The sequence below is a fragment of the Modestobacter sp. VKM Ac-2982 genome (genome assembly GCF_026967935.1).
Lineage (GTDB): Bacteria > Actinomycetota > Actinomycetes > Mycobacteriales > Geodermatophilaceae > Modestobacter.
Genome location: NZ_JAPVBL010000002.1, coordinates 535607 through 557612, shown reverse-complemented (window position 1 = coordinate 557612; position 22006 = coordinate 535607). Strand labels below are relative to the sequence as shown.

At 68.1% G+C, this 22006-nt stretch carries 14 protein-coding genes; 8 read left to right on the top strand and 6 right to left on the bottom strand.

The annotated features are described in order from the left end of the window. The first annotated feature begins 370 nt into the window (after positions 1 to 370). The 4 genes from O2W20_RS09515 to O2W20_RS09500 all read left to right on the top strand — a co-directional run bounded on the left by O2W20_RS09515 (position 371) and on the right by O2W20_RS09500 (position 3768). Entirely contained in the window at positions 371 to 628 is a 258-nt protein-coding gene (locus O2W20_RS09515) for an Ada metal-binding domain-containing protein (RefSeq protein ID WP_269172871.1), read from the top strand. Positions 629 to 1122: 494 nt separating this feature from the next. After that, the gene (locus O2W20_RS09510; RefSeq protein WP_269172872.1) at positions 1123 to 1461 is read left to right on the top strand and encodes a hypothetical protein; all 339 of its coding nucleotides are present in this window, start codon (positions 1123 to 1125) and stop codon (positions 1459 to 1461) included. Between the two features lie 89 nt (positions 1462 to 1550). Beyond that, complete coding sequence (locus tag O2W20_RS09505) at positions 1551 to 2153, top strand: hypothetical protein (RefSeq protein ID WP_269172873.1); 603 nt, start codon at positions 1551 to 1553, stop codon at positions 2151 to 2153. A 316-nt stretch (positions 2154 to 2469) separates the two neighbouring features. Further along, positions 2470 to 3768 carry a helix-turn-helix domain-containing protein gene (locus O2W20_RS09500; protein ID WP_269172874.1) on the top strand — a complete coding sequence of 433 codons (1299 nt, stop codon included), beginning with the start codon at positions 2470 to 2472 and terminating at the stop codon, positions 3766 to 3768. 461 nt (positions 3769 to 4229) lie between these two features. Here the strand turns inward: O2W20_RS09500 and O2W20_RS09495 are convergent, their stop codons facing one another. The 3 genes from O2W20_RS09495 to O2W20_RS09485 form a co-directional block, all read right to left on the bottom strand. Further along, the gene (locus tag O2W20_RS09495; RefSeq protein ID WP_269172875.1) at positions 4230 to 6839 is read right to left on the bottom strand and encodes a hypothetical protein; all 2610 of its coding nucleotides are present in this window, start codon (positions 6837 to 6839) and stop codon (positions 4230 to 4232) included. A 1355-nt stretch (positions 6840 to 8194) separates the two neighbouring features. Beyond that, positions 8195 to 9562, bottom strand: coding sequence for a hypothetical protein (locus O2W20_RS09490; protein WP_269172876.1), 1368 nt, complete (start codon positions 9560 to 9562; stop codon positions 8195 to 8197). Next, positions 9559 to 13428 (bottom strand): NACHT N-terminal Helical domain 1-containing protein, encoded by a 3870-nt coding sequence (locus tag O2W20_RS09485; RefSeq protein WP_269172877.1) that lies wholly within the window; start codon positions 13426 to 13428, stop codon positions 9559 to 9561. Before O2W20_RS09485 ends, O2W20_RS09490 begins: the two co-directional genes overlap by 4 nt. A 243-nt stretch (positions 13429 to 13671) precedes the next feature. Here O2W20_RS09485 and O2W20_RS09480 point away from each other — a divergent pair, with 243 nt between their 5' ends. From O2W20_RS09480 to O2W20_RS09470, 3 genes are all read left to right on the top strand, one after another. Then, positions 13672 to 14004, top strand: coding sequence for a hypothetical protein (locus O2W20_RS09480; RefSeq protein WP_269172878.1), 333 nt, complete (start codon positions 13672 to 13674; stop codon positions 14002 to 14004). A 334-nt stretch (positions 14005 to 14338) separates the two neighbouring features. Continuing rightward, entirely contained in the window at positions 14339 to 16882 is a 2544-nt protein-coding gene (locus O2W20_RS09475) for a hypothetical protein (protein WP_269172879.1), read from the top strand. 630 nt (positions 16883 to 17512) lie between these two features. Beyond that, positions 17513 to 18406, top strand: a complete 894-nt coding sequence (locus O2W20_RS09470; RefSeq protein WP_269172880.1) for a tyrosine-type recombinase/integrase — start codon at positions 17513 to 17515, stop codon at positions 18404 to 18406. Positions 18407 to 18430: 24 nt separating this feature from the next. Here O2W20_RS09470 and O2W20_RS09465 read toward each other — a convergent pair whose 3' ends face one another. The 3 genes from O2W20_RS09465 to O2W20_RS09455 all read right to left on the bottom strand — a co-directional run bounded on the left by O2W20_RS09465 (position 18431) and on the right by O2W20_RS09455 (position 21114). Then, on the bottom strand, positions 18431 to 19372 hold the full coding sequence (locus tag O2W20_RS09465; protein ID WP_269172881.1) for a hypothetical protein: 942 nt from the start codon (positions 19370 to 19372) through the stop codon (positions 18431 to 18433). Between the two features lie 475 nt (positions 19373 to 19847). Further along, entirely contained in the window at positions 19848 to 20129 is a 282-nt protein-coding gene (locus tag O2W20_RS09460) for a hypothetical protein (protein ID WP_269172882.1), read from the bottom strand. A gap of 52 nt (positions 20130 to 20181) precedes the next feature. After that, positions 20182 to 21114, bottom strand: coding sequence for a helix-turn-helix domain-containing protein (locus O2W20_RS09455; protein ID WP_269172883.1), 933 nt, complete (start codon positions 21112 to 21114; stop codon positions 20182 to 20184). 70 nt (positions 21115 to 21184) lie between these two features. Here O2W20_RS09455 and O2W20_RS09450 point away from each other — a divergent pair, with 70 nt between their 5' ends. Then, entirely contained in the window at positions 21185 to 21946 is a 762-nt protein-coding gene (locus O2W20_RS09450; RefSeq protein WP_269172884.1) for a hypothetical protein, read from the top strand. The last annotated feature ends 60 nt before the right edge of the window (positions 21947 to 22006 follow it).

Below are 22006 nucleotides of genomic sequence, written 5' to 3'. Positions count from 1 at the left end.
CCTGCCGAGCCAGTGCCGGGGATTCCAAGCCCTCACTCCAGGGATGATCCGGCGTCCAGCCGGGTCACCCCGGAGCCGCGCTCGACATCCACGCTCACGCGGCCAGGGCGCTCCAGATCATGCGGTGCGCCGTCAGGCCGGTGCGCCTGCTATCGCGAGCGTCGCCCTCCAGGCAGCCGGACGCGGCCGCCCAAAGAGCCGGTCGCCGATGTCGCCGCGGCCAATGACGACACAGCCGTGAGTGTGGGATCGGGGACGAGGCTGCGGAGGGCACCGATGCGGCACGGGGGCAGGACGATCCGCTCCGGCGTCCGGCACCCTCGGCCTCGTCTTCCACGACGCGGCATGACCCGTGCCGCAGGATCGACCCGTGTACACCCTCCTCGGCGCCGACGGCCGTTCCTTCCAAAGCCCCAGTCCCGGAGAGTTCGGCGGCAACTCGAAGGACAAGCTTTACGGGAAGCTGACCTGCGGGACCGCCGGCAATGCCCTCGGCAGGGGCTACGAGGAGATCCGCGTCTTCTTCGCCGACAAGGCCACCGCGATCGCCGCCGGCTACCGGCCGTGCGGCAACTGCATGCGGGCTGAGTACCGCGAGTGGAAGAGCCGGCAGCCCGGCACGGCGTAGCACACATCATCGCGGCCGGGCCGGCTCCCGTACGGTCACCGCGTGCCGTAGCGGCCAGGCGGAGCGCACCATCGACACGGCCGAAGCCGAGCCCCTATCGGCAACGCCTCCGAGCCACATCAGACCATCGCCGATGAGGGGACCCGGGAATACTGGACTTCTGAGCCAGAACTGCCCGGCCTTGCGCGAGGTACCCCAGACGAATCCGAGCGCGTCTAGCGTGGCGATCTGCGCTGCGGTCATCTGGTCCTGCTTTCGGCCTGCCGACGGTTCATCACCCACCGCCTCGGCCTCTGCCTCTGCGTGCAGCACCACGGAACAACGAAGCCCGCCAGGCGTCCCCGCCCGCCGGTGCGGACACATCGATCGCGCCAGCTACTCCTGGCCCGGCGTCACCTGCTTGCCGCCCTCGGCGTCAGCCACGCCGTCACCGGCATCCCGCGCGAACTGTCGAGGTGCCCGCCGGGCGATGCCCGCGATGGCACGCTGCCCACATGGACTCGCAGATGGAGGATGACCTCGCCGACCTGTACGACGCGGCGGAGAACGAGCTCATCGCCGGCTACGTGAGGGCCGACCGGCTCGTCTACGCGTTCGCGAAGCACCACGGCCTCTCGACGACAGAAACTTGGCGGCTGATGGCAGAGGAGGCGTCGGTCCGAGGCAACGAGGCAGTCCGCCACCTGTCTGAGAACCCGCTGACGGAGCGCTACGACGATCAGAGGCTTCTCGAGCTCATGAGCCAGAAGGTCACTGACCGCGTCGCCGACCTCGTCGGTTCGGCCTACGAAGCATTCCGGGATCGCGGTCCAGGTCGAGGACGTCCGCTGTAGGCCACGGGGCAACAATCGCGAGGCCGTGGACCTCCGCCTGGAGCACCTGCCGACCAACTGGCGCCACAACGAACCCGTACCGTCCGATCGTGACGACACCGCCCAAGCTGAGCCTTCCTCGTGGGTGCTCGTCCGAGGCGAGCCACGTCCTCAACGTGCTTTCAGCCCTCCTGCGCGCGCTGACGGTCGCCGGACCCGGCATCGAGAGCGAGGCGCAGTTGACCGCGGACGCCCCACTCATGGAGTTCGTCCGTGTGACGCGGCAGGGCGCCATGCGCTCGCTCGACTACTGGTTCACGCCTCGGCGCCCCGGCGAGTGGCGCCCGTCCGACGTGCTGTGGTCCGCGGCCGCCCGAGCGTTTCCGAACGTCGCAGGCGCGCCCCTGCGCTCCGAGCACGTCTTCCCGCTCAACCTGCTGTCCAAGGAGCTGCTGGCAGCTGAACCGACGATCGAGGCCTACGCCCGCATCGTCGCCAACCGGCTCGTCGTCGCCGTCATCACCGCGAAGGAGGACGTCCGGCTCGGCACAGCCGGCCTGTCGCGGTCCATGCCAGCCGGATGGGACGGGCGCGACCCGTTCGACCGCTACCGAGCAGCCGGCCTCGATGTGGACACCTTCGCTCCGAGGACGCCTGCCTTGAACGACGGGCGGGCTGACCCAGTCGAGCGGTCCGGTGGCTCGCAGGCGTGAGCCCACGGCCGGGCAGCCCCCGCACATGAGCCACATCGCTGTGACGACCGCGAGCGACGTCGACGGCGGCCCGACCTGCTGGCGCTGCCCGAGGCCGTCCCGGCTCACTGGCAGCCTTCGACACGCGAAAGGGCGCGGAGCGACGCTCCGCCAGGTGAGGGAGACACCCTTCGGGAACGTCTACGACCTGCTGCAGGTGCGCGAACCGCAGCTCGAGTGAGCACCCGAGTGCCACCCAGATGGGCCGCAGGACTCCCGGACACCGAGCCAGTCGCGCCCGGTCGTTGTGTCAGTGGCGTCCCCTACGGTCGCCGGCGTGCCGTCATCTTCCGGGTCGTCAACATCGATGCCCGCCGCGCAGGTCCACGGCTTCGACGACCAGACCGAACTGCTGACCGATCAGAGCTGGAAGGCACTCCCCCAGGTCACCGGTGAGGAACGGGCGCTGACCCTGAACGAGGACGTCGCCGAGTGGGCGCCGATCACCGGGCTGTGGCGGCACGCGTTCGACGGCTACCTCAATCTCCACGACGGCGACCGGGTCAACTTCGCCGTCACCGACAGCCACCGGCTGCTGGTCCGCGGTCGGGAGACCACCTACCGCAGGCACTCCCGCCTGACCGTCGAGGACGGCGAGGCGATCAAGGAGGCCCGCCGGCGCGGCGTCCCCCAGGCGGTCCTCGCCGCTCGGTACGGCGTCAGCGTGGGAACCATCGGCGACGTCGCGCATGGCCGCCGCGACGGGAAACTGCGCGCCGGCGCCTTGGACGCCCCGCGCTGGCAGCTGCGTCCCTACATGGACCTGCCCGAGCACTTCAAGGTGCGCCGCACCAACATCTGGGCAGGGAGCCACCCAGACCAGATCACTTTTGCCACTCCACCCAGGACGCCCGGCTATCAGCGGACCCTGACCTTCGCCTTCGACGACTGGGCGGAGTTTCTGGGCTGGTACGTCGCAGAGGGCTGGACCCACACCGAGGCCCGCGGCTCCTGGTCCATCGGTATCGCCCAGAAGCCCGGGGTGAAATACGAGCAGATCGCTGACCTGCTCGGGCGGATGGGCATTCGCTACTACCGGGGCGCGCTGGCGCTCAAGTTCCACCACAAGGGCCTGTCCCTGTGGCTGCAGGAGCACTGCGGCGTCGGGTCGGGGCACAAGCGGATTCCCGTCTCCATCAAGGAGGCCGGCGCGGACATGATCGACGTGTTCCTCGACGCCTTTGGACGGGGCGACGGGGCCGTCCACACTCACGAGGACAGCCGTCGCTACATCACCAGCAGCCTGCAGCTCGCCAACGACCTGCACGAGGTGCTGTGCAAGGTGGGTCGCGGCCGGAAGGTGCGGGTCATGGCCGAGGCCGGCAGTGCGAGCGTCATGAGCACCACCGGCCGGGCGTTCACGCGCCGGCGCGCCACGTTCATGGTCAGCGATCCCGGGGTTCCGGTCGACTCGGACGTGCGGAAGCAAAACGTGACGCGTGTGCGCTACACCGGGACGGTGTACTGCGTGGCCACCTTGAGTCAGTCGGTCATGGTGCGCCGCAAGGGTTGCGCCCTGTGGTCGGGCACCTCGGCCTGTCCGCCGATGGACGGCCGCTCCCCGGTCGCGACGTAGCCGGACTTCGCACGCCACGCGCCGCTACTACGGGCGGACGGGCGAGGCGAGCTGTGCATCGCTCGCCACCGCCCGCGCGTCACCTGCTCAGTCAGCGCATTCGCGAGAGCATCGGAATGATCTTGTCCGACAGTCGCGCTAGGTTCCGACCATGTCCACGAAGCCGCGCACACCGCGCTCCACTCCCCCAGCGGGAAAAGCCGGTGGGACGGCTCCCACTTCGCGGTGCCCAAGCCCCCGGCGAGCACCCGTTTGCGGGCAGCGGGGGCAGTCCATACGTGGCCCTGATTGCGCCCCTTCCGAGGACGGACGGGGCCCATTGGATTGCCCAACCACCCCTTTTCGTTTCGTCTCGGACTGACGGAGACGAAGCGTCACCGAAATGACGTCGCCCGCCAGGCGCCGTGGCGGCCCTCCGAGCCGCCTTGCCTGTCATGCTCCGGCCTGGATGCCGCGATGGATCACCGGTTTCGTTTGCCGCGACGCCTCGTCGGGCTTCGCGCCTCCTTTCTGTGGCCATCAACAGAGGTTGCCCGTAGCGGTACAGATCCTGCTGTACCAGACTGGCGTCGACCCAGGGTTTCCGATCGCAGTTCGAGCGCGAGGCCGGCCGCCGTCCAGAGGTTGCGGGTGCTTTCAACAAACCGGCCGTGAGCCGCGTCCGGGTCCGCGTCCCGAAGCACGGCCTGCAGCCAGTTGACCACAGAATCCCATTGGTTCGCCTGAAGCTGACACGTGCTTGCACTGTTGGAACGGAACGCCTGCGAAGAGAGCGCAAAGGAACGGTTCCCGTCCGGTGCCCCTTGTCCATTAGCGCTAGTCGGCCAAGGCGCCGCGACGAGCCTGTTGTTCAGTTCGACTAGTGCAGCGTTTCGCTGGTGGATCGCCTTACGAATCCAATCCTTTTCGTCCTCGTTCTCCCGCAGCGCGTCCGCGATAGGGTCGTCCTGGAAGGCCGGGAAGGCTGGAGACCGGAACTGACTGCCCGTCTCGACGGCAAGTTCGGCGGCAGCGTTGATAAGCTCCAGTCGCGCAGGCCAATGTCTCACCTCAGCTGCTGTGCGGCACAGGAGTTCCCAAGCGCGCCGTTCCTGAAAGATCAAACCATCAATTTGAGAATCTCCAGAGAACGGCGATTCAGCTGCCTTTAGTCGCCAGAACTCTGCCCTCAGCGATGCGTAGGCAATGACTGTCCTAATGTTATGATGAGCAAGCTGCAGCCGCAGAACTTCGGTCGGACGTCGAAGAGCGGGCCCGTAGGTCGGCAGGTAATCCGTCTCAAAGCGGACGAATGCGTCTTCTGGCCGCAATCCAGCGAGATCCGGGTCTCCTGTGGTCACCCACTCCCAACGATTCGCGAGCCAACCGCTCTGCGTCTGATGCATCGCGAGCTCGAGGTAGTGCACGGCGAGGGACGCGATGCTTGGCGCACGTTCGGCTCGCCTCACGTCCAGCCGCCTGCGTTCATCTTTGCGCTGCTTTCGCACTTCGCGGTCAAGCCGTCGCGTCGGAGTCGGATCCGGTGCAGCGGCAGACTTCGGGAGCAGGCAGATGGATACTGCTGCTGCCGCGTTGTAATAGTCGGCGTAGGTAGGTTGTCGGTACCACGCTGGCTTGATGCTCTCCTTGACTCTCGCTCGTAGCCAGCCGGCCTCGGGCGGCCACGACTCGGGGGCGAACACCGATCTGAGCTCGCTGGCCATCGCGGAATGGTCACTCCGGGGACCGACCGCTCGAGCCCGCGCTTCAGGGGCCAGTGTCTCGTGCCAGGTCCATGCCATTCGTAGCACAGCCCAGAGGAGCATGACTCGCAAGGACGCCTGCGACACTGGAAGACGGGAGCGGATTCGTCCTCCGCGCCACGAGTAGTCCCTCGCCATTGACACGTGCTCTACCCAGGCAATGTACTGGAAGAGTAGTTGCAGCTTCGGGATGTCACGTTCAAGGTGACTCAGCGTCGTAGCTGCCGACTGGCTAGCTTCTGCTTTGGCAAGCTGCGGATCTCCTAGCCATCGAACAAAGCCGACGATGTAGTGCTCAACCCAGGGTTCGAGCAGGAGACGTAAGCGTTGCCGCTCACGATCCCGGGCTGTACCGCCGCTACGATGCGCGTGCGTGTCCGTCCACTGCCGTGTGAGCAGTTCGCCGGTCCCGAACTCCTCAGCAAAGTTGTATCTAGCCACCATTAGGGCACGCCGGTGGGGACGGAGCGCGAGCCTCCGTGGTGGAAGCACGTCGATGTTCGGCGTTAGGACCGACTGGAAGCGGCGGAAGAATCGCCGATCCGACCATGCCTCCAACGCCACCACCCCGACATAGGTCGCGAGCGCGTCGAGGTGTAGGGACAGTCGCTTCTGGATTCCTCCGATGGCGAACCGCAGGTGAGGGTTTAGCGGGTCGAGGCGCAACGCGCCGTGAAATCGATCGAGGGCCTCCTCGAGGCGGTTCGCATCCCGCAAACGGGTGGCTTGCAGGTACGAGTCGAAGAGATCGACGGGGAGGGTGAGCCCGTACCACTCCTCCCACGGCGGCTTGCGGCACAGTCGCGACCGGGGAAGTACGAAGGCGCCCACAAAGGCTGCGGCCTGCTCCGCAACGCGCGACCAGTCCGATCCCCAGTACGTTTGGTTTCGGGAATGGACAGAGGGCAGCACAGCCACCTGAACGCTGAGTCCCAGCGGATCGGCACCACCGCGGAGACGAACGGTGCACTTCACCTCATAGGCATGAACAACGACCAGGGCCTGCAGCAGGCCAGCGGTCGCGGCGAGTGGAGTTTTCGCTTCGTTCGCAGTGGATCGGACGACGTCCAACATCTTGACCGAGTTGCTTCCAATCGCCCCCGCTGATGGCAGTTGGAGGTTCAGGCGATCCAGAGCAGTGCGAACCTCCGACATTACGTCGTCAACGCAGATCTTATGGTCGGTGGTGTCGACGAAGGGCTTGACTTCGACGGGACCTGGTCGGCGGGCGAGCCAAGAGAAGCGCATGCGCCGATAGGCGTAGATCGCCGCGATTCCGCAGAGAGCGGCCAGGAAGGGGGACCAGGTGCCACGTAAGAAGCGAAGCACCGCGAGCCCTCCTGCGGCCGCGAACAGTGTCGCAACCAGCCAGCCGCCCGGGTGAGGCAAAGGGACGCGGCGAACCGACGAATGTGTGCCTCCCCTACGAACCCTCATGTGGCCCCCCAAGGCATGGGACATCCGCACCAGCACAGCGCCGCCTCGTTGCAGGGAGTTCTGTCGCCGGGCTCGTCGGACGGCATGGGACAGAATGCCTGGACCTGCGGCGCTTGGCCATAACAGGAACGACGGTGCCGCACTTATCGGCGAGGCGGCCCACCTGTCGGCGCTGCACCAGACGGCTGGCGGATGCGCACAACGGTCTTTGCCCCGCTGGCACTCCGAGGGCGGGGGCTAGCTAGGCGCGAGTTGTCTTGCGCCGATGCACGCGATCCTCAGTCTCACCTCTGAGCACCGGCTTCCCCGCCGCGGGCACCGTGTTTGCCCGTGCCGACCACCCGGTGCTGGGCGAACCGGCACCGACCCTGCTCCGCCTGTACGCCACGGTGCGCGACATGGTGCGGCACTCCGACTACTCCGATCGCACCAAGGGCGAGATCGAGGCGGCGCTCGTCAACCGCCTGGAGCTGCTCACTGACGGCAGCCTGGGTTCGTGCTCATGGGGAGCCCGGCCGCCGCCGTCGACTGGGCCGCTGTCCTGTCCCGGCCGACGGTCGTACTCGCCCGCGAGTTCGCCGGCCCGCGCGAGACAGCGCTGCTGATGAGCCTCGTACTCGCCGGGCTGGTCTACTACCGGGGCCCGAGTGCTTGCGCTGGCGGCCGACGGTAGCTCTTGCGACTTGGTTTTCGGCCGCTTCGACAGTGCGCAGGCGCCCTGGTACGACGCGGTGCGGAGGTCGGAGGCGCTCGGACTGGTGGTCGGCAACCGTCTTGCCGAAGTCGACGACTTCGACGAGGTGGCCAGGAGGGTGGAGTCGGGTCATGCCCTCGGCCTGGGCGTCGTCGCGATGGTTCCGGCTGAGGACGCGGCATCGACGCGGGTATGGTCGGCGGCCGGTCGGACGCTAGGAGGTGTGGTCAGCGCTTCCCCCGGCTGGCTCATGCTGGTCGATTCCGCAGCGGCTGAACCAGCATCTGGACTGGACCGTCCTCGCGGCGGCGAGAAGTCGTCTCAGGCAGCCCGACGATCTTGTCCGACGGGCACGCTACGTTCCGACAATGACCACGAAGCCGCGTGCACCGCGCCCCTCCCCCACTGCGGGGGCCGCTGGTGGGACGGCTCCCACTTTCCGGTGTTCAAGTCCCCCCGGCGTCCCGAGGGGTGAGGGCGGGATAGCCACGGTTGCCGGAGCCGGCTAGCCCCGACCACCAAGGCCGCCCGCCCGGCGAAACACCGCGCATTGTCATTCGGTGCGTGCGGCGGCCTGCCAGAACGCGTGGGCGACCGCGGCGTGGGCAATGTCGCTGTGTGCACCCGCAGGGCCCCGGCCTTGGCGGATGACCCTGCTCGCCTCGAGGTTGTAGACACGACCGGGTGCGTAGTCGTAGTACTGGCGGTCGTTGACCATCTCGATGTCGACGGTGCCCCGCACACCCTGAATACCGAACGAGCCGATGCTGCCGTACTTGGGCAGGGCGGCTCCAAGGACCTTCTGGCGGGCCAGCCGCGCGCCCACGGGGTAGAAGCAGCCGACCGCGGTATCGAAGGTGGAGCGGGTGGTGACCACCGGACCTAGTACAAGCCGATCGGCGAGCAGTCGCCGGAAGTATCCGGGCGTTGCCCGCTGGTAGGGATTTCCGTCATGGTCGGCGTAGGCCCACAGCGACAGGGCACCCTGTACGAGGAAGAGCGTCGCGACCGGGCGAGGTCGCTCTGAGCTGTCGGGAGGGCCGGACACGGCACCGCTGACAACGATGCAACCAAAGCTGTGTCCCATCAGATGAAAGCGCGCGCCGGGCGCCGCCTCTTGGAGCTCGCGCAACAGCCTGTGGGCACCGCCTTCACCGAACCTGCGCGCGCGGTCCTTCATCTTCCAGAAGGACAGCTGCCGAAGCGGCATGCGCAGGAGGTTCAGGGAGCGGTCAACGCTTCCGCCAAGCAGTGCCGGGCCTGTCCCGCGGTCGAGCTCCTCGCTCTGGGCGAGCGTCTCCCCCGGATCGAAGCTGTCCTGGTCGGCGCCCGGTGCGCCGGACATCCCATCACAAGCGAGACCGGACTCGGCAAAGAGGACGCGGTATGCGTCCTCGACCTGCTGCGGGAGCAGCACGTGCGCAGTTGGGCGGGCGGACAGGATGGTTCGCAGCGCCGTTCTCCCTGCCGGAGTGTCAGCGATTCGCCGCGCGTACGCGTCGATGAGGGTGTCCACATCAGTGGCGTTCTCGGAGGCGAACTCGTTGCTCGCGCCGTCGTCTCCGGACAGCAGAGCAGGCCCGCGGTGCAGTCGCTCATCGCCCCAGGGCAGGCTTGGCCAGTGCAGGCCGACCATCAACGGCCTGAAATCCGGGCGGGACCGCTGGGCCGCAGTTAGGTCTCGCGGGTGGTCCATCGCCGTCAGCCAGGAGTCGTACTGCCGAACGGCCGCCCGAACATCACCCAGCCACCCGTGGCTGAATATGAAGACGTCAGTGATGGGCTTCTTGGGATCGGCCGCGGCTTCGCAGACCTCCCCACCGGCGGAAGACGGCGCGGTCTCCCTGCGCGGGCGGCCGTCCTCGTCGAACGCCAGCAGGTGATAGGACAACTCCCCGCCGCGGACAAGGCGCAGCGTCATGTCCACTCCTGGGAGTGGCCGGCGTGCCGGGGCAATGCGGGGGCGATCACCGTGTCGCTGTCACAGTGCACGGCGTAAATCAAGCCCAGCGGGTTGCGGTGCTCCTCAAGGAAGGAGCGGCGCAGCCCTAGGACCGCTTCACCGAGCGGTACCCCGTCGAGGAAGCGGTCGAAGAACTGCTGAGCCCACTCGGTTGCGAATCGCGCCGGGATGCGGCACTCGGTGCCGATCACGCCTCTCGCTCCCTTGCTCATGAAGTAGGGAACGAAGCCGTCGTAGAACAAGGGGGACAGCTCTGCGGACTCGCAGGCGTTGAGAAAGATCAGGGGATTCCCGGGAAGGCGAGCGTTCGTGGGGGCATCTAGGTTCAGCTGTTCGAGCGTCAGGAACCCATCGGTCAGCTCGAGCGCCGACGCATCGATCCCACCAGGGTCCCCACGTCCTTTCGCCCTCGCGTGGCAGTAGAGATAGAAGATCTGGTCCGCGCACTCGTTGTCGGCCAGCGCTGTCAGCACCTCATCTCGCAGGCTGCGCGGAATGACGTGAACCCGCGGGCGACTAAGCGCAGTCTCCGACCACCAGGTCTGCTGGCAAGCGACGTAGTCGCCGTTCAGTTCCTTGTCGATAGCCGTATTGAGGTTGACGCCCACCGACAGTTGCGGGTGGCTCGCGATCTCGACGTCCAACGCGGGAAAACCGTGTCGCGACGGGATGCACTCGATCACATGACGCATGCCGAGGAACAGATCCCAGCTCAAGTCTGCCCCGGGTCGTACGTCCCCGAGATACAGCAGCGGCCACGGCACCGGGAAGTCGTGCGATACGACCTGTATCTGTAGCTGATGCCTACCATCGGTGGCCATCCTCTGCAGTCCTTCACCGATGACCCGGGCGTCCTCTCCGCCCCGAGGCGCAGAGAAGATTTTCTGAAACAGCCTCGCGCCCGCACGTGCCAGGACCTGGAGGGCCGAGCGCTCAGCAACCTTGGGGATGTCCAGGCCGTCGCTGAACGGGTACGTGTCCCCCTCGGTTTGCTCCACCACCTGGCCGATAGCCGCACGCGCCGACTCGATGGCATCTGCAAGCTGCTCCCGAGTGACGGGGAGCGTCGCATGTCCTGCGACCGGCCCAATCACGCGACATTCGTAGGTGCCGTTCACTCCTGGTTCGAGTACGAGCATGAGATCCCGCCGCGTGAGCTTTTCGGCGGCTCCCAGGGACCGCCCTGTCGACTTGACCTCGATCGCGCCCGGCGCTCCCACCGGCAGCACGATTCTCAACTGGTGGATGAAGTTGCCCTCGCGGTGCACGATCGCGGTGAGGGTTGCGGGCCCATTCCGCAAGGGCACAAAGTCGAAGCGCGCCTTGTTCAGCGAGCGCCCAGATCTCGGTACGAAGAGCGGCCGGCTTCTATCGAAGACCCGGAAGTCATCGGTGTCGACCTGAACAGTGAGCTCGGTGACTGACTCGTCGGAGTCAGGCGAGTGGAGCAGGCTATCCAGGACCAACGCCTGTGCGATCGCCTGCGCTCGGGGTTTGGGGTAGATCCCGAACGCAAGCGTGTACCCCGCACCGACTTGCAGCGGGGCATCTGGTGTGTGGTCCTCAAGCTCGGCGCTGAATACCCGCCGATCCTGGGGCTGCTCATCCAGGCTGAGCGGGCTGTGCCCAGGCGGCACCGGAGGAGGTGACAGACCGCCGGGAGGTACCCCGCCAGCCGGAACCGCCTCCGGGTCCTGGTCGGGAGGCAAGCGCCCGGGGTTCCCGGGGTCCGGATCCGCGGCTGGCCGATTTTCCATCCGCCGTGAGAGTTGCTCAAGGCCGACCTGAGCCTCTGTGTTTCCGGCTCGGGCGGCTGCCTCCAACCACCAGCGCGCTTCGGCGAGTTGCGGCGGATCCCACTGAGTCGCCAGAAGCAGCCCGAGGCCGACTTGGGCATTGAGGTGGCCAGCGGCCGCGGCGGCAGTCAGTCCGCGCCGGGACTGCTCAAGCCGCAGTCGCTCCCGCTGAAGCTCCAGAAGCCCACGGGTGACCTCAGCCTCGGAGTGGCCGGCCCGTTCCCCGCGAAGCAGAACGTCGAACTCTTGCTCCAAGGACCCAAGCGTTTCGAGCTCAGCCTGCGACAGGGTAGCCAAGTGCTCGGCTTCTCCCCATGGGCGCAGTACTACTGGCGTTGTCGCCCGGAGCGGATGTGCGAGGTCAACGTCAGCCGGCAGGCTCGGATGCAGGCGGCTCGCCACCAACACGTGCCCGCGGGCACCCAGGCGTGCAGGCAGCAGGCTGGCGATGCTCGGGACGCTCGGCGGCTGTAGGTCCTCATCGAGGCCGTCAACAACTAGTAGCAGGTCGCGGTCCACCGACGCCGCGCGCTGCACAGCACGCTCCCACAGTCGTCGCATCCGATGGACGTCCGGAGCCGCCGGCTCCTCATCGAGCAACTGCTCTAGCTGCGGCACCACAGCGGCAAGGAAGCGGTGGGCGTCGGCGTCAGCCTCGCGTCGCGACGCGAAGTACACCACCACGTCTACCTCAGCCGGGAGCGCGGCGACCACCGCCTCCGCGAGAAGCGCCGTCTTGCCTGCCCAGGGACCGCCAACGAGCCACCGGTAGCCCGGCGGCCCGGTCGCGAACTCAGCGATTTCCGCCAGCTCCGCCTGCCGTTCGATCAGCCTCGGGGTGCGAACCTGCACCTCCCGGACAGTCGCCCAGTACTCCGGCTGGTCACGCTGCGAACCGGCCGACAGCGGCAATGACTGGGACGCGCGCTCCGCGAGCTCGGAGAGCCGCGAGAGCGTTTCCTCTTGGCCCCTCGCTCCGAATGCGGGCATCTGCCGGAGCACCCGAACGTAGAGCTCGCAGCTACGCTCCAGCACTCGGTCGAACAGCACACTGGCCGCCTCGCTCAGCGAGGCTGACCGGATGAGAGCTGCGGAGTCGGTACGCAGCCGGTTCGCCAGGCGCGAAGAATCGAAGTCAACGGCGAACAGCTCTTCGGCGGAGAGATCCGCGCGGCCGAGGATGTCGACGACGAGTGCCAGCGCAGCCGAGCGTTCATTTGGGGCGAGCCGCGAAAACTCCAACCGGACGAGCCACTCCAGTTCCGCATCAACGCTTCGGACTAGCGCGTCGATCCGCCCGTCCAGGTCCGTCCGGGTACTTCGGTCGCCGACCGGCTTTCGCAGGAGCTCGCTGAGCTGCTCGCGACGCGTGCTTGCCAGACTCCGGTCGGTCATCCAGTTGGCCAGTGCATGCTGGACGACACCCCGTGCGGCAGCCAGCTGCACATTCGGCGCAGCCCGGGCCGCCAGCATCGGCGCCGAGCCGAGTTCAGGGACCACCTCGGATGTCTGATGCGTTAGCAGCCGCAGCAGCTTCTCCGCGCCCGCGACCGTGAAGTCGCTGATTGCGTACACCGTGGTCGATGTGGGATGCACCCAGCTCGGCAGGTCTTCGGGGTGACCGCCTGGCAGTACCACCGGCACTACTCTTTGCAAAGCGGGCGCATCATCTTGATACAGGGTCTCGCGCAGAAATGTGCTCTCCCAGCGCGAGCCCAGCCCAACTCTGGCGGAGGGACGGCTCTCCGCCTTCCCGGCAGACGACGGGGCCTTCCCGGCAGATGATGGGGAAGCAATCACCAGCACCCAGTCGGCCGCACGCACCTGACGACTCATCCAGGCTGGCCAGTCCTGCCGCTCTTCGGCCGCTGGTACATCGATCTTCGCATCCACCCCGTTGTGGCGCAGAAAGATCGCGAACCTCCGAACCAGGTCCTCGTGCTCCGCTGACTCGTGCGCGTAGGAGATGAACACCCGTATCGGTGCGCCCCCGCGTTGCGCTGCCCCCGCCGCGATCTCGCCGTCCATGCGCTCCCCCTGCCAGCAGGACCCGTCGTCAGCCTTCCAGACCGACACGCCTGCCGGCGCGAAACGGGACCTTCGGAATGGGCACGACTTCGTTCAACCGCAGGCTCTGCATGCCCCCTGCTTGCGTCACGGACAGCCCGATCTATCGGTCACAGGCCACGCCAGCCGTGGCCCCCCGATGCGGACACCCTGTTTGGCGGCGAACGGCCTGGTCGTGTCGGTGCCCCGCGGTAGAACCCGCGCATGACTGAGCCCGCCAACGGCGCCCTGCCTCTGTGCCCGGCGCTCCTGCTGGACGGCAGCACCTGCCTGCTGCCGTTGGGCGAGGAGCCGTGCCTGCACCGCGACCCGGGGTCGGCGCCGGCCGCGCTCGCCGATCTGGTCGCAACGCTGCGCGGGCAGGTCGAGGAGGCCCGTACGGTGGCGATGAGCCTGGCCTCGCTCGCCCGCTACCTGCGCGGCCAGCGTGCGGTCGACCTCGTCTGCGAGCGGATGGGAGTGGGGGCGCAGCCGGCGTGGTTGGAGCCGTCCTTGCCCGGCTGGCCCCTGCCAGCGGTGCCGCGGCCCGCGAGTTGACCGTGGGAATGCCCCGCGCCCGCGCCCGCGCCCGTTGATACCAGTGCCGGCCCGGTGACAGTCCCCGGGCTCCATTCCTTTGCCGCCACGAGCGGCCACTCGCCGAGAGGCGACGGTCGGGCCGGTACTCCAACTGCAGCGGCTGTCTGGTCCACGTGACCGGGCGGCCGTTGTCGTTGTATGCGCGACGCACCAGCCCACTTCGCGCTCAGCCGTGGGCGGCGGCTGCGACCACTCTGGCAGTAGTTTCGGAGCGGACTGGTACCGAGCGCCGGTCGTATCCACCAGCCGTTGCTGGGCGAAGCCTGCTGCTGTCAGCTCATGCGGGGGACACATGGACGTACCGAGCCTCATCAGCGAGGAGCTACCACTCCCAGGGCGAGTTGAGCCCAGGAACGACGAGCTCATCGCGGTCTTCCGCGACGGCAGGCTCCAGACCATCTACGCGCCCGGCGATCGGGCACGCGCCCTATGGCTGCGCTACCGACCGGGCAGGCTGACCTACGCGCGCATCTCACGCGAGATCAGGATCGACGCATTCGTGCAAGGTGTCGCCCTTCAGGACGGCTGGCTGTTGCCAGAGGTCCGAGTCCAGACGTTCGTGGCGCTCAACCCGGCCAACGGATACGCGCTCCTTCGGGCGCGGATCGAGGAGCGCGGGCTGCAGTTCATGGCCGCCCTCACCGCGGAACTCGAGGCCGAGATCAGCGCATTCGTGCGCCGCCTGTTCGCACCGCGCACTCACGCCGAGGTGCTCGCCGCTCCGACGCCTGCGGGCTTCGGTGCGAGCGAAGTCTTGCTGCGCGGCCTGTTCGTTGTCGACAGCGTGCACGTCGAGCATGCCGCTGCCGACCCGCAGTACGGCCAGCAACGCTCGGCGGTGCAGGCCCGCAGGGTCGACGTCGCGGAGGACGCTCAGTCCCACTCCGATGCGGAGGCGCGTGGCCTGCCGCTTCCAGACGACAACAACCCCGAGCTGGTGAAGCTGCGGCAGCAGCACGAGTTGACCCTGGCTGCGGCACAGCTCGAGCTCGAACTGCAGCGGCTGAGGATCGAAGCCGAGCGCGACCGCCAGGCCCTGAGCCGGGCCGAGCTGGAGGCGCGCAGCGCGATCGCCGCGGAAACGCTGCGCAACATCAGCGCGATCAGGCGAGCCGCCAAAGCCGTCGACGATCCGGACCGTAGTCGTTTGCTGCGCGAGTTTGATGCCGCGACGAAATCGGCCGGGCAAGCCGAGGAGCATCCAGTCCTCAGCGCCGAAAGCCGAACGTTCAACGCCGAGGTCGAGGAACACGATTCGGGCGAGCCGCTCGAGGTCGGGGAGAGGTACACCGTCGCCTTCAGCATCGACCTGGCTCCGCGCCCCCAAGCCGTCGCCAGCGGTGTGGTAGCCATGGCCCTGGTCACCGCGACCGACCTCGAGGAGCCGGTCACGGAGCTCACTGTTCAGGTTGACAGCGACGACTTCGAGATGTCCGAACGCGCCCGGCTGCTACGGGTGCCACGCTCGGGCGTCTCCCACAACAAGGCGCGCTTCGACATCGTGCCCCTGCGCGAGGGCCGCGGAACACTCACCGCCACTTTGCATCGTGGGGGCAACTTCATTCACCAACTGCAGCTCGAACTGCCGGTCGGGGCAGAAACCCGCACCACCGCCAAGTTCACCTCGATCGGACGACCCGTCGCTGCTGCCGAGCGGCACCGCGACCGCGACCGCAGCTTCGTGGTGAAGCCGAATCCTGGCGGAGGCTACGACTGCTTGGTGATCGGGCCGACGGCCGACCACGCGCACATGCCGATCACCGAGTCGCAGTTGGCGGGCGCGATCGAGACCGTTCGCGCCGCCATCACCGCCGTCGTCGAATACAGCGACGGTGTCGGACTCCCATTCAGCGACGGCGTCGACATCCCACGGCCCGCTGAGGACTTCGCCCTGGAAACGCTGGCGCGGGCCGGAGCGCGGATGTTCCAACAGGTGTTCCGGCATCCTGCTGGGGGCGAGGACGCCCGGCGGTTGGGGGACGTGCTGCGGCAGCTGACTAGCGAGGCGGGTCGACCGCTTCAGCTACAGGTCGTGTCCCGGTCTTTTCCGGTGCCGTGGCAACTGCTTTACCTGGGTGACGTCCGGCAGCCCCTTAGCTGGGACCTCTTCCTGGGCATGCGTCACGTAGTCGAGTGCATCCCCTTCCGCAGCGGATTCCCGGACATCGGCACCGAAATCCCGAGCGATCCACAGCTTTCCGTCGGGCTGAATCTCAACACCGCCATCGACCAGGAGCTGGACGGCGACTACGTCGCCTGCCAGAAGGCTTGGTGGTCGCAGTCCTCGTCGCGGCGGCCACGGATGCAGGTCATCCCACGCAGCCGCCGAGAGGAGGTCCTCAGTGCGCTCGCGGACACCGACTGCGCGGACCAGATCTTCTACCTCTACTGCCATGCGACAGCCAGCGGGTCACGGGACCCTGGTGGGATCGACGCGTCCTCGCTAGAGCTCACCGACGGTCGGCTGACGCTCGGGGACCTCTACCTCGAGGCGCCCCCCGGTGTGCCCCTGGCGGGCAACCCGCTGGTGTTCGTCAACGCCTGCGAATCGGCCGGCCTTTCCCCGCTGTTCTATGACGGGTTCCTGCCGTACTTCATGAGCAAGGGTGCTCGAGGCGTAGTGGGCACCGAGTCGAAGATCCCAGCCGTGTTCGCCACGGAGTGGGCCCGCCGCTTCTTCGACCACTTCCTCGACGGCAAGCCGGTGGGCGACGTCGTCCTGGGGTTGCGCCGCTCGTTCCTGGTCGAGCACGGCAATCCGCTGGGACTCATCTACGCCGTCTACTGCGATAGCGACACGGCAATCGTGCCCGCGCTACTTCGTCAGGGCAGCTAACAAGGAAGGAGGTATCCGTGCTGCTCCGCCACGACGATCGGAATCTGACTTACCACTTCATCGCCTTCGACGAAAGCGGCCGCGAGCGAACGGAGGACGGTGCCCGCTACAAGCCAGGCTGGCGATAGATCAAACCGACGAGACGGAGACGACATAGTGGTCCCGGTGCCTCCAGCCAGCATCTCGATGTGAGCCACCGGAGTCGGGCGCCTCGTCGTGGGATAGGACCCCACTCGCCGACGATCTGTGATCTTGTCCGACCGGCGCGCTACGTTCCGACAATGACCACGAAGCCGCGCACACCGCGCTCCACTCCCCCAGCGGGAGACGCCGGTGGGACGGCTCCCACTTCTAGGTGTTCAAGTCCCCCCTCGGACACTCGAAAAAGTCGGTTCGTGTCCAAGTGGTCGTAAAGACACCTTGGATACGAACCGAAGGAAACCGCATGAGGTTCTCCGCCCCCGTCCCGGCGGCATCTGAGCCGCCCACCCCTGTGGCGTCGTACGAGCCCCTCTTCCTACCTCCTATGCGAGGTCAGGTGTTCGAGGCGGTCGTCGACGCTTCCGGGCACCTCACCGAGGCACTCCCCCTGCGGCCCGGCGTGCGGGTCCGCGTCACGGTGGTGGCCCCGTGAAGCTCAAGGACTACTTCCTCTTCGGCTTCGCCATGACCAACTCCCCCGCGACCGACCGGCTCTACGAGCCGTACTGGAAGCTCATGCTCAAGTACCACGGCGACAAGGAACTGGACGACATCACGCCGGGCCACATCCGGATCCTGTCCAAGATCGCTCGTGACCAGCAGGCGGGCGGACGGAGAAGGAACCACCAGAACGGCATCTACGCCCAGGAACACCTGATCGCTGCGGCGCGAGCACTCTTCCGTTGGGCGATCGACGAGGGCTACGCCACCCGCAACCCCGCTCTCCAGGTGGAGAAGCCCAAGCGGCCCGATGTCACCCGGCACGCGCTGTCGCACGCCCAGGTCCGGGAGTTGTTCGAGTCGTGTGAGCGAGACGAGGACACGGTCATCCTGCGATTCCTCGTGGAGACCGGATGTCGCCGCGAGGGCATCCTGAACCTCGCCCCCGAGCATGTCCGCCCCGCTCGACAGACCGTCATGCTCGACGAGAAGAACAGCGCCCGACGCGAGCAGCCGGTCAGCAGAGCCATGACACTCGCCCTCCTGGCCGACGATTGCCCGCTGTACGGCCTCACTCGCCGACAGATGGACGGGGTGTGGGCTCGGGTGCGACGACAGGTCCCGTGGGCCGAGGACCTCGGGGTATCGAGTCACTGGATGCGGCACTACGCCATCACGAGTGTCGAGCAGGTCGCCGGCTATGCGACAGCGGCGGCCTTCGCCGGCCATCGCCTGGTGCGTGGGGCGACGGCGTCGTACGTGAAGGTCGGTCTGCCGGAGGTGGCAGCCGCCTTTTCCCGCCTCTGGGGCGAGCCGCACCCCTGTGCGGGCTCTGTTGCTGCTCCGGCAGCGTCCGGTACGGCGTTCGCCGCGGTGTCGTAGCGGCTGGACACGGGACCCAGGTCCTCAGGCCGCCGACTGGTCCTCGTCCGGAGGCACCCGCGTCACCCACCACGGCCGCCGGACCGGTCCGAGGTCCTCTCCGTCCAGCCCGACGTCCCGTGCGGGCACGAGGATCTGGGAGGGCCGTCGTGGGTCGTCAACTCCGAGGTCCCGCAGGCGGTCTGCGACGGCGCGCGTGTTGACAACCCAGAGGACGGCTCGGGCGGCGTGGAGCTGTTCGCAAGCAGCCTGGTTACGGTCCACCTTCGAGCGGAGGGGGGAGCTTCCCTTCGAGGACGACTCCACCTCCAGCGTGTAGGTGGTCTCAGCGAGGTCGTCGTCATCAACGGGTGTTCCGCCCCGGAGGCGAGCGTGAAGCGCAGCTCCCGCCTTCCCGAGCGGGAACGACTCCATGATGAGGCCGTCCGGGAGGAGTCCGCCGGTAAGGCTGCCGATGGCTCCGTCGGCGTCGCCGGTGGTGCGGAGCGCCGCCCACGCCCGAGCGGTCACCTCTGCGGACCACCGCCGGCAGGCGGCTCCCTGGGTAGCCCGAACCGTGATGCCGTGGCCGCCCAGAGTCGCCGCTCGTTGCTGGAGCCATCGGCCGATGGCCGCCGGTGCGGTGGCGTGGGCGACGCTGTCAGCGGAAGGGACGACCTCTCGACCACTGGCCCTGCCAGTCGCCTGCCAGCCGGTCGAGGTGAGCCACACGACGGGTGCTCCGCCGACGAAGCCGAGTCGGGCCCGCTGCTTCCGCCTCTTGTCCGCCGGGTCCTCGGCGACGAGGTAGGCGACGACGTCCCGGGGAGCACCTGCGGCCAGGAGCCCGTCGAGCGGCAGGGCGCCGTCCGCCTCGGCGAGGAGGCGGAGGACCTCAGCGGCGGCGGCGTCCATGCTGCGCCGCTGGGCATGGGCGACACGGGCCGCCTGGACCAAGGCGTCCAGGTCAGGGGCGACGTCTGTCACGGGGCCACCTCCCGGACGCCGCAGGCGTCCCTCAAGCGCCGCGAGAGCCGACCGGTAGGGGTCCCCAGCCGCCCGCTCCTGGCGGTTGGGGGAGCCGGGTGGCGAGTGAGGCGCCGGGGTCCAGGGGCATGCCCCTGGTCGGTCGCCGGGGTGGGCCAGGGGTCCCCGGCGGCTGGGCTCCGTCGCGAAGCAGGAGCGCAGTCGTGGGGGTGGGACGGTGCCGGTGGTCGAGGCGGCTCCACTGCGGACAGTGCCGTCCCGAGCGCCAGCGAGGGGCACAGAACAATCCGCGTGGAGGTAGTCGGCCCCTCCGTCGCATGTTCTTCGAGGAGGGGCCGACTACCTCCACGCGCAGCGGGGAGCCGCCGGGGGTGTCGGGGGCCTGCCCCCGATGCGGCCGCGTCAGCGGGCAAGGGGCGGGTCCAGGGCAACGGGCCCTGGCGTCGCGCAGCGGCGGTGCTTGCGTCTGGGCGCGTCACTGGTCGGCCTCCGGGATGTCGAGGGCAGCGACGGACAGGGCTTCGGCGATCGTCAGCCCTTCGGCGAGATAGGCGGCTGCACGACGGCGCTGCGACGCCGTCAAAGCGGCGGCTTCCTGCACGAGCCACACGACGGTGACCCTCAGGCCCTCCAGTGCTGTGGTCGGTCCGGCGACGTCTCGAAGTGTGCGGACGGCGGCGGCCAGTCGGCGCAGCTCATCGTCGACCGGGTCGGCGCTCGACGGCTCGGGCGGGGTGGTCCAGGTGTTCAGTGTCATGCCATCGACCGTCCGCCCGCCTGCGCGAATCGCCCGGTACCTGTCGGCGGCCTCATGAGACGTTGCGCATGCTCATGCCGAGGGTCTTGGCCAGTTCGCCGACGATGTCGCCGACTTCGCCCTTCGGCAGCACGTAGGCCTCTCTGGGCCGGGCCCGGGGGTCATGTGCTGGAGGCACTGCCTCCCGGCCCTCGTCCAGGCGCAGGAGACGCTTGTAGAGCCTCGGTCCAGCGAGCGCCCCGTTGAGCGGGATGGCGGTCAGCTCTGCAACCAGGTCAGCCGCCGTCCGGACGCCGTCCTCGCGTGGCCGGCTCAAGGGGTTGCACCCAGCAAGGTCGGTGAGGCGCCAGCAGAAGTCCCGCGCCTTCTTCAGCGGCCACGTGGCCTCGAACATCTCCGCCTCTGCCCCTGTCACGCTGGCCAGCAGCAGGGCCAGGACCGGTTCTGCGGCCTGCCACAGCTCGTCCGGGACGTCGTCGGGCTGCGCCAGTGCGCCTCCCGTGGGTGTTCTATGTGCTGTTCCTCTGCCTGGGGGTGTTGGTGTGCATGTGGCGCCGGCCCTGTCGGCCGCGTCCTGCACTCCATCGGGGCCCGAGGTGCACACATCGGCGACTCCTGTGGCGTCCGCTCGTGCCTCCCCGGCGGACTTCGTCGCTGCGAGCCGAGCCGCCTTGAGCGCCTGCGCTGCGCTGTGGCTCGGACTGCCCGGGACGTGCAGCACATAGGAGGTCGCCTTGCCCTTGTGCCCCTTCTCCACCCGGGTGAGCCAGCCCCCCAACTCAAGGGCAGCCAGTGCGTGGTTGACGCTCCGCCGGGACCAGCCTGTGCCCCGCTCGAGCGTCTGCTGGCTGGGATAGCCCTCGCCACGCTTCCCGGCATAGGTGACCAGGGTCATCGCGACGTGTCGGGCGAGCGCCGGTAGGTCGGAATCCCGAATGGCTCGGTTGTAGGCGAAGGGGCTGAAGGACGGCGGTGTCGTGGTCATGGGGCTTGACCGTCCGGTCTCCGGCCGAAGTGTCAGGGGGCGCAGCCAGCCGTGGGGCACCATGCCCCCTGTGAGCAGCTGGGACCTCTTCCCGCCAGGGCACGAGCCTGAGTCGGACCCCGACACGTCGACTCTGGGGGGTCTGCTGGACCTGCTCGACGCCCAGGTCGCGTTGCTGGTCGATGTCGCAACAGGCGGGTCGCGTATCGACGACGTCAACGCCCGGTACACGCGCCGCCGTCGGCTGCTCGACAGCGCTCTGCGCAACCGGGGTGTGCCGGTTCCCTTCCCCTTCGAAGACTTGTGGGCGTGGCGGGGCTACTGGCAGGCGCAGGGCCTGGGGACGTACCAGAGCCGGCGGCAGCGAGTGGCGGAGCTGTCCCACTCAGCTCGTGAAGCCCTGGAGGCGCTGCTGACCGGCGCGCAGGTCTCGGACCCGGGTGCTGAAGGCTTGCCCAGCTGGGCGGAGCTCGACCAGCGGGTGACGGGCATCGTGGCCGAACTGGCCGGGGCCCAGAGCCGGGACGACCTGCAGGACGTCGGGCGACGATGCCGTGAGGTCCTCATCGACGCCGCGAAGCTGCTCGCCGACCCGGACCTGGTGCCCGAGGGCACGGAGGCGCCGAAGGCCGCCGACGCGAAGGCGTGGCTTGACCAATTCTTGGCTGCCCGTGCGCCCGGGCGGACGCACCGAGAGCTACGGGCGTTCGTCCCCGTGGCGTGGGACCTGGCTCAGAAGGTGACGCACGGGGACATCGACCGGGTCGACGCCTACGCAGCCGCCCAGGCCACCGTTCTGGTCGTTCGCGTCTTGCAGCAGCTTGCGCCTTAGCCCCGATTACCCTGCCTGCGTGGCGGACCTCAGTGGAGCGAGCGAAGCGTCCGTGCGCTT

Bases quoted from the DNA above. Each gene is read 5' to 3' on its own strand.
- O2W20_RS09475 (WP_269172879.1), top strand. From the start codon at position 14,339: ATGGACGTACCGAGCCTCATCAGCGAGGAGCTACCACTCCCAGGGCGA.
- O2W20_RS09455 (WP_269172883.1), bottom strand. From the start codon at position 21,114: ATGACCACGACACCGCCGTCCTTCAGCCCCTTCGCCTACAACCGAGCC.
- O2W20_RS09510 (WP_269172872.1), top strand. From the start codon at position 1,123: ATGGACTCGCAGATGGAGGATGACCTCGCCGACCTGTACGACGCGGCG.
- O2W20_RS09490 (WP_269172876.1), bottom strand. From the start codon at position 9,562: ATGACGCTGCGCCTTGTCCGCGGCGGGGAGTTGTCCTATCACCTGCTG.
- O2W20_RS09460 (WP_269172882.1), bottom strand. From the start codon at position 20,129: ATGACACTGAACACCTGGACCACCCCGCCCGAGCCGTCGAGCGCCGAC.
- O2W20_RS09480 (WP_269172878.1), top strand. From the start codon at position 13,672: ATGACTGAGCCCGCCAACGGCGCCCTGCCTCTGTGCCCGGCGCTCCTG.
- O2W20_RS09485 (WP_269172877.1), bottom strand. From the start codon at position 13,428: ATGGACGGCGAGATCGCGGCGGGGGCAGCGCAACGCGGGGGCGCACCG.